Source organism: Arthrobacter sp. MOO21 (assembly GCF_057369995.2).
Genome location: NZ_CM170671.2, coordinates 3,860,139 through 3,875,181 on the forward strand (window position 1 = coordinate 3,860,139; position 15,043 = coordinate 3,875,181).

Here is a 15,043-nt window from a genome sequence, read left to right on the forward strand (position 1 = left end):
AAATGAAGGAACAATTTCTCACCAGCTCGGTCCAGCGGGAACGGGACTATGCCAGGCAGTACGAGTACCTCGTACTGACCGTCAGCGCCGATGATTCCCTGCCTGAAGCGCGCCGCCGCCTGGTGGAACACTCCGAATACGGCAAGTGGGAACTGGAACGCAGCAAGCTTTACGTTGGCGGCGGCCGGCGCTTCTGGCTGCGCCGCCGGGTGATGCAGGTCCAACGGACCGTCTAGAGCCGCGCCGCCCAGCGGGCCGCCTAGTCTTCCAAGGGCCCGAGCCAGGCGTTGGCCACCGTGTTGTGGGCTGATTCGTCGTCGGACGGGTGGAACATCCCGGCGAGCACGTCCCGGTACAGCCGCTCAAGTTCCGACCCCCGAAAGTAGCTCAAGCCCCCGCTGACGCGGATGGCCAGGTCCACAACGCGACGAGCCGTTTCCGTCGCGTTCACCTTCAGGCCCACCAGCTTCGGGAACCATTGCGCCCCGTGGTCCGCCAGGGCGTCGACGTCGGCGGCCACGGTCTTCAGCTGCGGGTACAGGTTGTCCATGGCCATGGCGGCCTCTGCCACCTTCCAGCGGATGTCCGGATCCTGTGCGTAGCTTCGTCCGCTGTTCTTGAACGAAGTGCGGCGTTTTACCGTCTCCACCCCTACGGCCAGTGCGCGTTCGCCCAAGCCTGTGTAGACGGCGGCGAGCAGGGTTTCGAAGCAGGCGAAGATCGCGAAGACCAGCGGGTCCGGATTTGGCCCGACGGCGAGCTTGCGGAAAATCCTGTCAGCCGGCACGTGTACGCCCTCCAGGACGGTGGTGGCGGAGTGGCTGGCGCGCATCCCCAGGGTGTCCCAGTCGTCGAGGATGCGGTACCCGGGGGTCTGGCGGGTGATGAAGCCGTGGACCAGTTCCCCGTCGCCGTTCCGCGCGTGCTGGTCCTTGCCGAAGATCCCCAGCCGTGTCCACGCCGGGGAAAGGCTGGTGAAGATCTTCGTCCCGGTGAACGTGTATCCGCCGTCCGCGTCACGTTCGGCAACCGTCCGTGAGTCGAAGAGGACCGCGTCATTGCCCGCCTCGGAGTTGCCGAACGCGAACACCTCGCCCTGCGCGGCCTCCTGGAGGACGAAGTCCAGGGAGTCGTCGCCCCGGGCGGCCAGGACGTGCGCGACGCCGGTCCAGACGAGGTGCATGTTGACGGCCAGGGCGGTGGCCGGCGCCGCCGTTGCCAGCCTTCGCTGGCACTGCGCCGCCGCTTCAAGCCCGAAGCCCGGGCCGCCGTCGGACGCTGGAACGAAAAGCTTCAGGTACCCGGCGGCGGCAAGCTCCTGCAGGTCCTCGTGGAAGAACGCGTTGTCGCGGTCATAACCCCCGGCGCGGCTGCGGATCCGCTCCAGGAGGGTGTCGGGCAGGAGCTGCTCCGGGGTCGTCACCAGGGCCTCAGTAGTTGGTCAGCAGGGTGTCGAGCACCCTGGCGCCGAACTTGAGGGAGTCGGCGGGGACCCGTTCGTCGACGCCGTGGAACATGCCGGTGAAGTCCAGCTCGTCCGGAAGCATCAGCGGCGCGAAGCCGTAGCCGGTGATTCCGAGGCGGCTCAGCGATTTGTTGTCCGTACCGCCGGAGAGGGTGTAGGGCAGGACCTTGGCGCCGGGGTCCTCCTTGTGCAGGGCATCGATCATGGAGTCCACGAGGTTGCCGGCGAACGGGACCTCAAGGGAGACGTCATTGTGGACGTAGCTGACGTCGACGCCGTTGCCTGCAAGCTCGCGGACGATTTCGAGGACCTGCTGTTCCTGGCCCGGCAGGGTCCGGCAGTCCACCAGCGCTTCCGCCGACTCCGGGATGACGTTGTGCTTGTAGCCGCCCTTGAGGAGCGTCGGGTTGGTGGTGTTCTGCAGGGTCGCTCCAACGAAGCGCGCCACTGTTCCAAGCTGGCTGAGCAGGAGGTCCGGATTGTCGGCGTCGAACTCCACCCCGGTGAGTTCGGTCACGCCGTCCAGGAACTGGCGGGTGGTGGGTGTGAGCTCGATGGGCCATTTGTATTCGCCGATGCGTGTGACGGCCCCGGCAAGCCGGGTGACGGCGTTGTCGGTGTTGATCTGGGACCCGTGGCCCGCGCGGCCGTGGGCCACGAGCCGGAGCCAGGAGATGCCCTTCTCGGCGGTCTGCAGGAGGTAGGTGCGCTGGCCGCCGATGGTGGCGGAGAAGCCGCCCACCTCGGAGATGGCCTCGGTGGCGCCCTCGAACAGTTCGGGGCGGTTGTCCACCGCGTACCGGGCGCCGTAGACGCCGCCGGCTTCCTCGTCGGCGAAGAAGGCGAAGATGATGTCGCGTTTGGGCTTCCTGCCTTCCCTTGCGAAGCCCCGCAGGACCGAGAGGATCATGGCGTCCATGTCCTTCATGTCGACGGCGCCGCGGCCCCAGATGAGGCCGTCCTTCAGTTCGGCGCCGAACGGGTCGACGGACCACTGGTCGCGAAGGGCCGGAACGACGTCCAGGTGGCCGTGCACTACGAGTGCGCTGGCGGACGGGTCCTCGCCGGCCATGCGGGTGACCACGTTGGCGCGGCCGGGGGCGGACTCGAAGATCTCGGCGTCAAGGCCCACCTCTTCGATCAGCCCGGCGGCGTACTCGGCGGCAGCCCGCTCCCCCGGTCCGGATCCGTCACCGTAGTTGGAGGTGTCGATCCGGATGAGCTCCTGGCAGATCCGGACTACTTCATCCTGGGGCAGGACGTCAGGCATGTGAAGGCTCCTCGCTTGGGACTGGGTGGAAAACGGGCTGAATCGCTGCCCTCAGCCTACCGAGTTGGCCCGATTCGTTGTTCACGAAAAGTCGTGTTAGAGTTTTTCTCGCTGCTTCGGAGAGGCGCGAAACACTGAAAGGTGTGAACGGCTCCCCGAATACCACCTGCGCGGGTGGCGGAATGGCAGACGCGCTAGCTTGAGGTGCTAGTCCTCGAAAGGGGGTGGGGGTTCAAGTCCCCCTCCGCGCACATATGGGAAGCCCCGGAAAATCGTTGATTTTCCGGGGCTTTCTTCGTTCCTGCGCCACGCGGCCCGCTCGCCGGCCGTCCCGGGTTGGCGACCTAAGGCGGGGACGTACCCGGAGGTCAGAGTATCCGCTGGAACAATCGGTGGTCCTGCCACTGGCCGGCTATCCGGAGGTAGCCGCGCGCCGTGCCATAGGGCTCGAAGCCGTTCTTCTCAAGCACCCTTTGGGACGCGGTGTTGTGCACCAGCGTCGCGGCTTCAAGGCGGTGCAGGTTCAGCACCGCCTTGGCGATGTCCGCGGCTGCGCCCACCGCCGCGGTCATGACTCCGGACCCCTGCTGCGCCTGGTCAATCCAGTAGCCAAGGTGTGCGTTCTGGAAGGCACCGCGCACGATCGAACTCAGCGTCAGCAGCCCGACGACGCTGCTGCCCCTTGCCAGCACCATCGGAAGAGCCGTGCCCGCGGCGAGTTCTCCACGCTGCCTGGTGATCACCTCTCGCTGGCCGTGGACCGTGTAAAACGTCTCGGGGCGGATTGGCTCCCACGGGGCGAGGTGTGCGCGGTTCCGCTGGAATGCCTCTGCCAGCGCCCGGGCATCCAATTCCTGGACTGGCCGGAGCACGATGCCGCCTGCGAGGACAGAAGAGAAATCCATCCGCCCACACTACCCATCCGGGTGCCCTCGTGGGGCCCCGCGCGAAGTCCGGGGCCACAGATGCCTGTCCATGCAATGGACATCAGCGCTGGTGCGAGGATTGAGGACCCGGCCGCCCCCATTGGCATCGCGGTGCGTTTCCAGGGCCAGGGACAGCGATAGGTTGGTGCGGTACGCCAGACCGGATCGGGACATGGGAGCAGAAGTGAAAGCGATCGTATACGCAGAGACAGGGCCTTCGACGGTATTGCGGTTTCAGGACAGGCCGATCGCCAACCCCGGGGACGGCGAAGTCCGGGTCCGGCTCGTGGTGTCCGGGGTGAATCCCACTGACTGGAAATCACGGTCCGGAGGCGGGAGCAAGAAGCTTGACGCACCCAAGGTCCCTAACCAGGACGGAGCCGGCGTGATCGACGAAGTAGGCCCCGGAGTGGGTGGACTCAGTGTTGGTGACCGGGTCTGGCTCTGGGATGTTGCCTGGGGCTGCAATGAAGGCACGGCCCAGGAGTACGTCGTCGTACCGGCGCATAAGGCCGTGGCGCTTCCCGACATCGAGTCCTTCGACACCGGCGCCTCCCTGGGGATACCAGCGTTGACAGCGCACCGGGCACTGACGTCCAACGAGGACGGGCCTGCCAGGCTCTCCGCGGGGGCCCTGGCGGGCCGGACCGTGCTGGTCACCGGCGGCGCCGGTGCGGTGGGGCACGCCGCCATCCAGCTCGCATGCTGGGCCGGTGCAACAGTCATCACAACCGTCAGCGGGGACCGGAAGGCTGACCTCGCGCGGCGCGCCGGTGCGGCGAAGGTGGTCAACTACCGGACGGACGACGTCGTTGCTTCAGTCCGCGCGGAAGTGACGGAGGGTGTTGACATCATCGTGGACGTCAACGCCCCAGCGAACATCGGCACGGACCTGCAGGTGCTCAAACCCGGGGGAACCATCTCCATCTACGCCGCCAACCCCGGGGAATCACTCAACGTGCCCATCCGCGAAAGCATGACAAAGAACGTCCGGTACCAGTTCATCCTCACCTACACCGTCACGGACGAGCAGAAACAGCACGCAGTGGCCGCCGTGGCGGACGCCCTGGCCGCGGGCGCGCTCCGCGTCGGGGAGGAACACGGGCTGCCGGTGACCCGCTTCCCGCTCGAGGCGACGGCTGCAGCCCACGACGCCGTTGAACAGGGCACGGTTGGAAAGGTGCTCGTCGACATCGCAGCCCCCTAAGCGGCCTTGCCGACATGAATGGGCGGCCCGGCGCATACTGGAGCGGTGACTGACTCCGATGATTTCCTGGCCTGGGTACGGACTGCGTTGCACGACGCCGAACTGGCTCTCCACAACGGCGACGCGGGACCACGCCGTGCCGTCTGGTCCCGCAACGAACCCGTCAGTGTCCTGGGCGCATGGCGAAGTGCCTTCGGGCAAAGGGAGCTGGACGAATTGTTCGCCAGCCTTGCGCAACAGTTTTCGAAGTGCACGGCATACGAGTTTGAACTATTGGCCTACGACGTCCAGGGCGACATGGCCTACACTGCCGGTTTGGAACATACATCGGCGTCCGTCGACGGCATGCCCCGCAGTTACGTCCTGCGTGCCACGCAGGTCTATCGCCGGGAAGACGGCCTCTGGAAGGTGGCACACCGCCACGGCGACACCGTCGCCGAGTGATCGCGCACCGGGTAGCGCCTTGCCGGATTCACCGCGCCAGCCGGTCCCGGGCCGCATGCTCGACCAGGACGGGCACGAACGCGCGCACCCTCCCCGTGTCCAGCAGTCTGTGCTCCTGTTGGACGACGTCCTCGATCTGTTCCCTGGATAGACCGGGAAACCTGGCCGCCAGCCGGTCCACCACTTCCGCCAACGCCCGCAACTCTTCACTCACGCCCATCGCAAAAGTGTCGGCCCATGGGCGGCTGCGGTCAAGACTTGACCCGGCAGTCGGGCAGGTGCGGAAGCGGTTATCCTCGCCGTCAGTGAGGGTGCAGCCTTCGGGGCCGGGGGTGCCGGTTCCGCCCCTGCGTCCCAGCGGCCACCGGCCGGTACTCGATCCGCCGCGCGTCCCGTATGTCACGCCGTTCCTGCCGCCGCGCTTTCCGCTCCGGCCGGTCAATGGCGGACAAAATCGTCAGCGTTACTGCCATCCACAGGAACGCCGTCACAAACACCAAGGCAATTGCCATCTCAGTGCCCATACCACATTCTAGGCCTTGGCGGCGCGCTGCAACCCTTGGCAGAACCACATTCAGGATGCGCTGGCCCACGTTCCTAAAGTAGCCCCAGCCCCCTGACGGCTGCCATGACGTCCTGCACCTGGACCGCCAGCAGGGCCGGGTCCGGCTGGGCGGCGAACGTGTCACCACGCCGCAGTTCAGCCCGGGTGAGCACGACGTGGGGTCCCGGCGGCGGACCCCAAATTTCGGGTGGCGCCGGGCCAAACAGCACCACGGACGGCGTGCCGTAGGCGGATGCCAGGTGAGCGGCGCCGGTATCAGCGGAGATCACCAAGCGGGCGGAGGCAATCGTAGCCGCAAATTGGCCCAGCCCCAGCACTCCGGCCAGCACAGCTTCCGAAGGCAGCCCCGCGAGGCGGCAGACCTCTTCAGCCCTGTCCTTCTCGGAATGGCCGCCGGTGAAGACCACCTGGTGCCCTGCTTCTGCGAGCGCTGCGGCCACTGCGGCGAAGCGTTCTGCCGGCCAGAGCCTGCTGCCGTAGGCCGCGCCCACATGGAGGACTGTCGCACCGGGGATGGGACTTGGAACATGGGGTTTGTCCAAATGGACGTCCAGCGGGTCGGCCGCTATTCCGTGCCATTCCACGAGGCGGACCCACCGTTCGCGTTCATGCAGTTCCGGCCGCCAGGGCGGCCCTTCACGATGCGGGCTGCGGTGTCCAATCACCTGCCGCGCCTTGAGCGCTTCGATCCGGCCCTGGCTCTCCGGACCGCTGCCATGCAGGTTGACGGCAACATCCACCACGCCCGGCTCCATCGCCAACGGCTCGTCAAGGCCGTGGGTGGGCAGCAACTCGTAGCCGCCTACCAGCCCGAGCGCTTCGGACAGCCAGCCCTGCGCCGCGTACCTCAGCCGGTGCCCGGGAAACGCGCGGCGGATCCCCTTCAGAGCCGGCACGGCAACCAACAGGTCTCCCAGCTTCAAGGCGCGAAGCACCAGGAGCTCGGGCTTGCCATCAGGCAGGAAGCTGTCCACGGCCTCCTGTGCAGCTCCCCCGCCGTTCATGCCTTCCCCTTTGCGGCCCCGGTGGCCGTCAGGCTGCGCACATCCTCATATACATCCTGCACTCCGATGGTGCCCACGATCGATTCGTCGTGGGAGCAGCGCGGAGCTGTCCAGCCGACCTGGGTCACGTCGATGCCGCACGTAGGGCAGGCCGTCACCCAGGAAGCGTGGACGCGGTGCAGGCTCCTGCCGAGCGCTCCGGCATTGATGACGTTACCCACCCAGAAGATTCCGACCGTGGGGACACCCAGGGCCTGGGCCAGGTGCCGGGGACCGCTGTCATTGGCCACGACGGCGTCGGCCCTGGCAAGTAACGCCACAAGGCCCGCCATGTCGAGGGCACCGGCGACCGAGGACACCGCGGACGAGGATGCAAGTCCGCTGATCCGTTCGGCCAGCTCCTGTTCACTGCCGTCGCCGACGATCACCACCCGGGAACCGTCCGCAGCGCAGGCAGCCGCGAGTTCGGCGAACTTTTCTGCCGGCCACCGGCGCCGTGGGTCGGTAGCCCCTGGATGAAGCACCACCAGTGGCCGCCCGTCGTCGTCTCCCCTGTCCTGCAAGGCTCCCCCGCCGGCGGGGGCCAGCCGCGCCTCCAGGTCCACGGGGAAGGCGCCCGCGAAGCCGGCCACCTCCAGCGCCCTCAAGGGCTCGTGCTGGTAATAGAGGTATGGGATTGTCCGTTCCAGGCTTGCGGCGTCAGCAGTCCGGGTGCCCACCGTATGGCGTGCGCCCAACCGCGACAGGAACGGGTTTGAGTAGCGGCCGCCGCCGTGCAGCTGGACGGCGAGGTCGAAGTTGCGTCCGCGCATGTCGGCAAAGAACTCCTCCAGCGCCTCCGCGTCCTCCTCCCCCGGCCGAACGCCCTCGGCGAACGGCAGCACCCGCACCTCATCCACCGGGCTCGTGACGGAGTCCAGCAGTGCCTGGTGGATGGGAGTGCCCAGAAGGGTGAGCTCCGCCCCGGGATAGGCAGCCTTAAGCGCCGCCATGGCCGGAATGGCGAAGATAAGGTCACCGAGCCCACCGCCGCGCAGGACGGCGATCCTGGCGACGTCCGGAAATTTCTCCAGGACCGGACCAACGCCCATGCCAATTTGTGCGGCCCCACCGAACTCCGCCGTGAGTTGCTCCATGTAAGGACCCTTCCCTAGTCGCTGGGAACGGCCTGCGCCGCCCCTTCGTTGCCCATGCAGCCGGAACGCGGTCTCAAACCTGTTGGCTGCTTGCTGATCCTTTACCCAACAGGCGGCGGATCTACGCCCCCTGTTGGGGAATAGGGGGTTGATGCTGTACGTTTCATACCCGAAAGCGAACCAAAGAAAAGAGAAGCACCTAAAGTGGCAACCGATTACGATGAACTGCGCTCCGACGTCAAGGAATCGCAGGACAACTCCCTCGAGCAGCTCCAGTCAGCCAATGCTCCCGACGCACGCAGCGTTGTGCTGGAGCTTGACGAAGCTGACGGACTGGACAGCGCCGGGGTCCCTGGCGGTGAGTTTGTCGCGGAGGAACTCGTGGTCCAGGTCATTCCACAGGCCGAGGACGAGTTCACCTGCTACTCCTGCTTCCTGGTGCGGCACCGGTCACAGATCGCCCGCCAGAAGGACGGCCACAGCTACTGCACCGAGTGCGAAGGCTAAGCGACACACTTCCGCAACGTCATCCGTAGGCACGCCCTGGCGTGCCTTTCGGCTTTAAGCCCCCCGGCCAGCACCGCTGGCGTGGGCAAGGAATATACGACGACGACCGGCCGCCAGGAGGCAGCATTGACCAGCCCCGGCAGATTCTGGGACACCTTCACGAACGCCTTCCTCCAGGCACCCGTCCCGGACATCACCTGGACGGAGATGCTGCTGACTCTTGCGGCAGCGATCACACTGTCCATCCCCCGGCGTTCATGGCGCTACTTCGGCCTCCTGGCCACCGCCACCCATGAGCTGGGGCACGCCTTCGCCGCCGTAACCACCGGCCAGAGGCTCTCGGGCATCCGGCTTCGCCTTGACCACTCCGGGACCACCACCACCCGCAGCCGGAGCCGGCTGGCAACGGCCTGGTCCTGCTTCTGGGGGTATCCGGTCCCCGCGATCGTTGGCGCGGCCTTCGTCTGGGCGGGCGTCAGTGGATGGGGCCCGGCCGCCATGGCGGCCAGCGCCCTGACGCTGGCTGTGTCCCTGCTGTTCCTGCGCAATGCCGCCGGTTTCCTGATCACAGGTGCCGCCATTGCCGGTATTGCGGCCCTCATCGTCCTGGTGCCTGCTGCTTTCACGGGCCATGTGGCGGTCTGCCTCGGCCTTGCGCTGCTCGTCACCGCCGTCCGGGACCTCCTGAAGCTGGCGAACGTGCACGTGCGTCGCCGTGAGCGCCTGGGAAGTTCCGACGCCTACCTGCTGTACCGTGCCACGGCCGTTCCGTCCGCACTGTGGATCGCTTTGTTCGCCGTCCTGGTGGCCGGAGCGTGGTTCGCGGCGTGGCAGCCGGTCTCAACCATCCTGCTCAAAGGCGCATAGTCTGGTGCCATGAGCCAGGAAACAGACAGCACCCATACCGCAGCCCCTGCCCAGCACAGCACCCGCGGAGCCTACGTGACCGGCGGCGCGGAGTTCACCCGCGACACCAACTACATCGAGGACCGCATCACGAGGGAGGGCGCTCCCGGCAACAACGGCGAACCCGGCTGGCCAGTGGAATCCGGCCGCTACCGGCTGATCGCGGCCAGGGCATGCCCATGGGCCAACAGGACGGTCATTGTCCGCAGGCTGCTGGGGCTGGAGGATGCCATTTCCCTTGGACAGCCCGGACCCACCCACGACGCCCGCTCCTGGACCTTCGACCTCGACCCCGGAGGGGTGGATCCGGTCCTGGGGATCGAACGCCTGCAGGAGGCGTACTTCAAGAGGTTCCCCGGCTACCCCCGCGGGATCACGGTTCCGGCCATCGTCGAGGTTTCCACCGGCCAAGTGGTGACCAACAACTTTCCCCAGATCACGCTGGACTTTTCGACCGAATGGACCGAGTTTCACCGGCCGGGCGCACCGGAGCTCTACCCGGCCCACCTCCGCGCGGAAATTGACCAGGTCAACAAGCGCATCTTCACCGAGGTCAACAACGGTGTCTACCGCTGTGGCTTCGCCGGGTCCCAGGAGGCGTACGACTCGGCGTACGACAGGCTGTGGACTGCATTGGACTGGCTTGAGGACCGCCTCTCCCGCCAGCGCTACCTCGTGGGAGACACCATCACCGAGGCCGACGTCCGGTTGTTCACCACGCTTGCCAGGTTCGATCCGGTCTATCACGGACACTTCAAGTGCAACCGGCAGAAGCTCAGCGAGATGCCGAACCTGTGGGGCTATGCCCGGGACCTGTTCCAGACGCCGGGTTTCGGGGACACCATCGATTTCGTGCAGGTCAAGCAGCACTACTACATCGTGCACGAGGACATCAATCCCACCGGGATCGTTCCCGCCGGCCCTGACCTGGCCGGGTGGCTGGAGGACCATGGCCGGGATTCCCTTGGCGGCCGGCCGTTTGGCGACGGAACACCGCCGGGTCCGGTCAAGGCCGGAGAGGAAGTCGCAGCCGGGCACGGAGCGGCGCACTAGAAGGAAAACGCTTTCCGTCTAGACTGGGAGGATGCAGACTCCCCTCGGCTTTGTTGCGCCCGGCTATGAGAACGTGCTCGCATTGTTCCAGTCCTTCCTTGCTTCCGACGCCGGGTACAGCGCCCAACTGTCCGCGTACCACAAGGGCGCCCAGGTGGTCAGCCTGACCGGCGGTCCGGACATGGCGCCCGGCACCATTACCGGCGCCTATTCCTGCTCCAAGGGTGTTGGCGCGATGGTCATCGCTTTGCTTGTCCAGGACGGACTCCTCGACCTGGACAAGCAGGTTGCGTACTACTGGCCGGAGTTCGCCGTCCACGGAAAGGACAGGCTGCTGGTCCGTGAGGCTCTGTCGCACCAGGCCGGCCTGATGGGCCCCGACGGCGGCTTCGCGCTTGACGAGTTCACCACGCCCCGGGCGGCGGCCCGGCTTGCCGCTGCCGCACCTTCCTGGGAACCCGGCCGGCAGTTCGGATACCACGCGCTGACCATCGGCATCCTCATGGAGGAACTTTGCCGCCGCACTGCAGGCGAGGAACTGCAGGACCTCTATGACCGGCGGATCCGCCGGCCTGAGGGCGTGGACTTCTTCCTTGGCCTGCCCGGGGACGAGGAACCGCGGTTCCTGGAGGTCCTGTACCAGGAAGACCCTGAGCAGGCGTGGGTGGATCCGCTGAGCCTTGAGGGTGTCAACAGCAACGCACCCGTCAGCACCATCATGGAGCTACCCAATATCCGGGCAGTCCGGGCTGCCGGCATGTCTGCCGCCGGCGGCGTGGGTTCGGCAGAGGGGCTCGCCCGGCTTTATGCTGCTGCGGTCACGGGCGTTGACGGGCGGCCGGCATTCCTGTCGGCCTCGACCATCCAGGCGATGTCGCGCGAGCAGGTGTGGGGCCTGGACCGGTCCTCAGGACTGGACAACGCGTTCGCCGTGGTGTTCATGAAACCCCATCCGTCGCGGAACTTCGGCAGCCGGAGCGCGTTCGGCCACGAGGGAGCCAATGCGGCCCTCGGATTCGCCGACCCCGCTTACGGGATTGGTTTTGGTTACATACCACGCAGGGCTGAAGAGGGCCGCACGCCAGGCAGGGCACACCGGCTGGCCGCCGAGGTGCGGCGCGCGGCCGCCGCCTTGTCCTAAGGCGCCGTTGCCGCCTACTGTAAACCGGATGGGTAATACTCAAGCACGACCGGACGTACGGTGGGCTCGGGGGACCCAATTTCTCAAACAGGCAGTGGAAGGACTTTCAGCGGCCTTTGCGGCCCAACGGCTGCAGCTGGCAGGAAAAGCGGCTTTGGCCGCAGGGCTCGCGTTCATGATCGCACCGCTCATGCCGGGCGCGGCCTCGCATTACGCCTACTATGCGCCGCTGGGCGCACTCGTGGCTATGTACCACAATGTTGCCGGCTCTGTCCGCCAGGGCCTGCAGACCCTTGCCGGATTGGCGCTGGGTATTGGACTCGCCTTCATCCTGGTCAGCATCGCAGACCCCTCACCGCTGACGGTGGCCATCTTCATGGGCATTGGTGTGCTGCTGGGCGGGCTCCCGCGCATAGGCTCAGGCAGCGACTGGATCCCGACGGCGGCCCTGCTGGTGCTGCTGGTTGGCGGCAAGAACCCGGACGACTTTTCCTTCGGATACCTGGTGCAGATGGGGGCCGGCGTGGCTGTGGGCGTGGCGGTCAACTTCCTGATTTTCCCCCCGTTGCATCTGAGCGCCGCGGCAGCGAGCCTGGCCGAACTGCGCCTGGCCCTGGGAAAACAACTGACCGACATGGGCGCCGCACTCAAGGAAAACTGGCCTCCGGAGCACGAGGAATGGTCCCGCCGCTCCGATGAGCTGGCAGAGGCCGCCAGGTCCGTGCGGCACCTTGTCAAGGAGGCGGACGCCAGCCGCCGCGCCAATCCCCGGAGAAAGCTGCACCCCCGGGACGTGGACCAGGACTATCGCCACCTCCGGGAGCTGGAGCGGGTGACGTTCCACATCCAGGACATGACGGACGTGCTCTCCGACGTGATCTGGAAGGACGACGTCCCCTACGCCATCCCGCTGGAGGACAGCGAACCACTGGCCGACGCCATCTCAGCCACCGGAGTACTGCTGTCCTCCTACAACGACACCGATGTGGACGTTCCGAGGGACAGCTTCGACGCCGCAAAGGCGGCGGTGGAGGCCTGCATGGCCGCCACCGCCGACCGGGACGCCGGCCAGGGAACGGTCCCTGCCTCCGAGTCGATACTCCTCAGCCTGCACCGGATCCTGCGGGCCGTCCAACCGGCCACCTAGGTCACCGGCAGGCCGTGGGCTTCATGGAGCGCCTCCACCGTCCCCCTGAAGTGGCGCCGGCCCGACCGCGGATTCCACGCAACGAAGGTGGAACGCTTCCACGCACCCGCTCCGCCTTGCTCCGTGCTGATTTCCAGCGCAACGCGGCACGGAAGGAACACGGGCGCTTCGAATTCCACGTCCCAGGCAAAGGAGTCCCCCCGGGCGGGGCCCACGTCTGCGAGCGCCCGGGAAGCAAGGTACATGCCGTGGGCGATGGAACGCCGCATGCCCAGTGCCTTGGCGGACAGCACGCTGAGGTGGATCGGGTTGAAGTCCCCCGACACCGCGGCGTACGCGCGGCCAGTATCCACCCCCAGGTGCCACAGGGCGGTGGGATCGGGCGCTGAGAAGTCGGCTATCGGTTCGGCAGCGGAGGCTTTATCGATTCCCGGCAGGAAAACGCCCTTGGCCAGGTACGTCGAAACCCCCCGCCAGTGCACACGCCCGGTCCCTGCCGGGCCCACTTCCGCCACGACGTCCACCTGCGTGCCGGCCCGGTGCCCGCGCAGGTTCTCCACCCGGGCGGTGGCATCCAGGAGATCCGTGAACACCAGCGGCGAGCGCTGTTCAATGCTGTTCCGCACGTGGATCATGCCGAGCAGGGGCAGCGGAAAGTCGTCGCGGTTCAGCACGCTCATGGCCAGGGGAAAGGCGAGGGCGTGGATGAAGCCGGCAGGCAGGACGTCGCTGGCGGTCTCGCCGATCAGGTGCTGGTATGCCGTGAGGTTTTCGACGTCGACCCTGACTCCCCTGACCTCATGCCCTTCAGCCGGAAGGGTGGCAGTGTCGTGCGCGCCCAGAAGCCTCCGCCGCGCAGCCTGCGCGGCAGCATTGACATAGAGCTTGGACAAGGACGGCATCTCGGGGAGGATCACCGTCTGCGGCAGCGTCATGCCCCCACCAGGTTCTGCCCGCACACCCGCAGCACCTCTCCGTTGATACCGCCGGCGGCGTCGCTGGCAAGGAACGCAATCGTTTCCGCTACATCGGATGGCAGGCCGCCCTGCTGCAGCGAGTTCAGGCGGCGGGCCACCTCCCGGACTGCAAAGGGAATGCGTGCGGTCATCTCGGTTTCTATGAAGCCTGGGGCGACGGCGTTGATGGTTCCGCCGCGGGCAGCCAGCAGCGGCGCAGTGGCGTGGACCATTCCCATCACTCCCGCCTTCGAGGCCGCATAGTTGGTCTGCCCGCGGTTTCCCGCGATACCGCTGGTGGAGGCAACCGAAACGATGCGCGGGGAAGAGCGGAAGTGCTCCGATGCCAGCAGGGCCTCGTTGATCCGGAGCTGGGCGGCAATGTTGATGTTGATGACCGAACTCCATCGGGCCTGGTCCATGTTCGCAAGGAGCTTGTCCCGCGTGATCCCCGCATTGTGGACCACGATGTCCAGCCGGCCGTGCCGCTGCACTGCGTGGTCGAGAATCCGCTGCCCGGCGTCGGCCGCACTGATGTCCAGCTGCAGGGCCGTGGCCCTCACCCCGTTGGCCACGGCCGCCAGCTGGTCACCTGCCGCCGGGATGTCCACGAGGACCAGGGTGGCGCCGTCGCGGTGCAGCGTGCGGGCAATCTGGGCGCCGATGCCGCGCGCCGCACCGGTCACAACAGCCACTTTCCCGACCAGTGGCTTTTCGGGGTCGCCGGGTAGTTCGCCGTGTTCGCTGGAGACCGTCAGGAACTGTCCGTCCACGAACGCCGACCGGCCGGAGAGGAAGAACCGGATGGCACCGAGCGAGCTGGGGCTGGTCGGGGGCAGCCCGTCCGCCAGCAGCACGCCATTGCCCGTTGCTCCGGCGCGCAGCTCTTTCGCGAGTGACCGCAGGAAGCCGTCCACCCCCTGCCGTGCCGCAGCAGACGCAGGAGAGGAGGCTTCCGACGCTGGGCGGGATACCGTGATGACGCGGCCGCCCGGCCGCAGGTCGCGCAGGGAGGCGGCGGCAGCCAGCACAGGCTTTTCGAGGTCTGCCGGATGCTCCAGTTCGTCCAGGACCAGGATGATGGCCCCCAGCTTCTCCGCCGGGACGGCATGCCGCCGGACGTCCAGGTTCCAGGACAGCAGTTCGGCGGCGAGCTTGTCCGCACCGGCCGTGCTTCCCTGTACGACGACCGGACCGGTGACCAACGGCTGGCCCGGCTCGTAGCGGCGAAGGGCCACCGGCTGCGGCAAGCCAAGCTTCTTAGCGAGGCTCCGGGCCGGGCCGCTGCTGACCAATTGGGTGTATGTATCCGTCAT

Annotated in this window: 16 protein-coding genes and 1 tRNA gene; 9 read left to right on the forward strand and 8 right to left on the reverse strand. The window is 66.8% G+C overall.

The genetic code is table 11. The annotated features are described in order from the left end of the window. Positions 1-2: 2 nt before the first annotated feature. The gene (locus tag AC2JAJ_RS17980; protein ID WP_221385054.1) at positions 3-236 is read left to right on the forward strand and encodes a DUF5703 family protein; all 234 of its coding nucleotides are present in this window, start codon (positions 3-5) and stop codon (positions 234-236) included. A gap of 23 nt (positions 237-259) precedes the next feature. On the opposite strand, the gene AC2JAJ_RS17985 is transcribed toward AC2JAJ_RS17980, so the two are convergent. Further along, positions 260-1,423: an acyl-CoA dehydrogenase family protein gene (locus tag AC2JAJ_RS17985; RefSeq protein WP_486414984.1), complete on the reverse strand. Its 1,164-nt coding sequence runs from the start codon at positions 1,421-1,423 to the stop codon at positions 260-262. Between the two features lie 7 nt (positions 1,424-1,430). Continuing rightward, on the reverse strand, positions 1,431-2,735 hold the full coding sequence (locus AC2JAJ_RS17990; protein ID WP_221385056.1) for a M20/M25/M40 family metallo-hydrolase: 1,305 nt from the start codon (positions 2,733-2,735) through the stop codon (positions 1,431-1,433). 168 nt (positions 2,736-2,903) lie between these two features. On the opposite strand from AC2JAJ_RS17990, the gene AC2JAJ_RS17995 reads away from it, so the two are divergent. Continuing rightward, positions 2,904-2,986 (forward strand) — tRNA-Leu (locus tag AC2JAJ_RS17995). Positions 2,987-3,103: 117 nt separating this feature from the next. Here AC2JAJ_RS17995 and AC2JAJ_RS18000 read toward each other — a convergent pair. Continuing rightward, positions 3,104-3,640 carry a GNAT family N-acetyltransferase gene (locus tag AC2JAJ_RS18000; RefSeq protein ID WP_486414983.1) on the reverse strand — a complete coding sequence of 179 codons (537 nt, stop codon included), beginning with the start codon at positions 3,638-3,640 and terminating at the stop codon, positions 3,104-3,106. A gap of 205 nt (positions 3,641-3,845) precedes the next feature. Here AC2JAJ_RS18000 and AC2JAJ_RS18005 point away from each other — a divergent pair, with 205 nt between their 5' ends. Next, positions 3,846-4,868, forward strand: coding sequence for an NADPH:quinone reductase (locus AC2JAJ_RS18005; RefSeq protein WP_486414982.1), 1,023 nt, complete (start codon positions 3,846-3,848; stop codon positions 4,866-4,868). A 45-nt stretch (positions 4,869-4,913) separates the two neighbouring features. Then, the gene (locus tag AC2JAJ_RS18010) at positions 4,914-5,312 is read left to right on the forward strand and encodes a nuclear transport factor 2 family protein (protein WP_486414981.1); all 399 of its coding nucleotides are present in this window, start codon (positions 4,914-4,916) and stop codon (positions 5,310-5,312) included. A gap of 28 nt (positions 5,313-5,340) precedes the next feature. On the opposite strand, the gene AC2JAJ_RS18015 is transcribed toward AC2JAJ_RS18010, so the two are convergent. From AC2JAJ_RS18015 to AC2JAJ_RS18025, 3 genes are all read right to left on the reverse strand, one after another. Further along, a complete protein-coding gene (locus tag AC2JAJ_RS18015; protein ID WP_486414980.1) occupies positions 5,341-5,715 on the reverse strand; it encodes a three-helix bundle dimerization domain-containing protein in 375 nt (124 codons plus the stop codon). 194 nt (positions 5,716-5,909) lie between these two features. Then, complete coding sequence (locus tag AC2JAJ_RS18020) at positions 5,910-6,881, reverse strand: glycosyltransferase family 9 protein (protein WP_486414979.1); 972 nt, start codon at positions 6,879-6,881, stop codon at positions 5,910-5,912. Continuing rightward, the gene (locus tag AC2JAJ_RS18025; protein ID WP_486414978.1) at positions 6,878-8,017 is read right to left on the reverse strand and encodes a glycosyltransferase family 9 protein; all 1,140 of its coding nucleotides are present in this window, start codon (positions 8,015-8,017) and stop codon (positions 6,878-6,880) included. Before AC2JAJ_RS18025 ends, AC2JAJ_RS18020 begins: the two co-directional genes overlap by 4 nt. Positions 8,018-8,221: 204 nt before the next feature. Here AC2JAJ_RS18025 and AC2JAJ_RS18030 point away from each other — a divergent pair, with 204 nt between their 5' ends. The 5 genes from AC2JAJ_RS18030 to AC2JAJ_RS18050 all read left to right on the forward strand — a co-directional run bounded on the left by AC2JAJ_RS18030 (position 8,222) and on the right by AC2JAJ_RS18050 (position 12,771). After that, positions 8,222-8,524, forward strand: coding sequence for a DUF4193 domain-containing protein (locus tag AC2JAJ_RS18030; RefSeq protein WP_221385062.1), 303 nt, complete (start codon positions 8,222-8,224; stop codon positions 8,522-8,524). Positions 8,525-8,650: 126 nt separating this feature from the next. Further along, on the forward strand, positions 8,651-9,391 hold the full coding sequence (locus tag AC2JAJ_RS18035) for a M50 family metallopeptidase (protein WP_486416772.1): 741 nt from the start codon (positions 8,651-8,653) through the stop codon (positions 9,389-9,391). 9 nt (positions 9,392-9,400) lie between these two features. Next, on the forward strand, positions 9,401-10,483 hold the full coding sequence (locus AC2JAJ_RS18040; RefSeq protein WP_486414977.1) for a glutathione S-transferase family protein: 1,083 nt from the start codon (positions 9,401-9,403) through the stop codon (positions 10,481-10,483). A 31-nt stretch (positions 10,484-10,514) separates the two neighbouring features. Continuing rightward, complete coding sequence (locus AC2JAJ_RS18045) at positions 10,515-11,624, forward strand: serine hydrolase domain-containing protein (protein WP_486414976.1); 1,110 nt, start codon at positions 10,515-10,517, stop codon at positions 11,622-11,624. Positions 11,625-11,718: 94 nt separating this feature from the next. After that, a complete protein-coding gene (locus AC2JAJ_RS18050) occupies positions 11,719-12,771 on the forward strand; it encodes an FUSC family protein (RefSeq protein WP_473697281.1) in 1,053 nt (350 codons plus the stop codon). Here AC2JAJ_RS18050 and AC2JAJ_RS18055 read toward each other — a convergent pair. Together AC2JAJ_RS18055 and AC2JAJ_RS18060 are read right to left on the reverse strand one after the other, a co-directional pair. Then, entirely contained in the window at positions 12,768-13,706 is a 939-nt protein-coding gene (locus AC2JAJ_RS18055; protein ID WP_486414975.1) for a MaoC family dehydratase, read from the reverse strand. The genes AC2JAJ_RS18050 and AC2JAJ_RS18055 overlap by 4 nt on opposite strands. Continuing rightward, the gene (locus AC2JAJ_RS18060; protein WP_486414974.1) at positions 13,703-15,043 is read right to left on the reverse strand and encodes a 3-oxoacyl-ACP reductase; all 1,341 of its coding nucleotides are present in this window, start codon (positions 15,041-15,043) and stop codon (positions 13,703-13,705) included. The genes AC2JAJ_RS18055 and AC2JAJ_RS18060 overlap by 4 nt, the downstream gene beginning before the upstream one ends.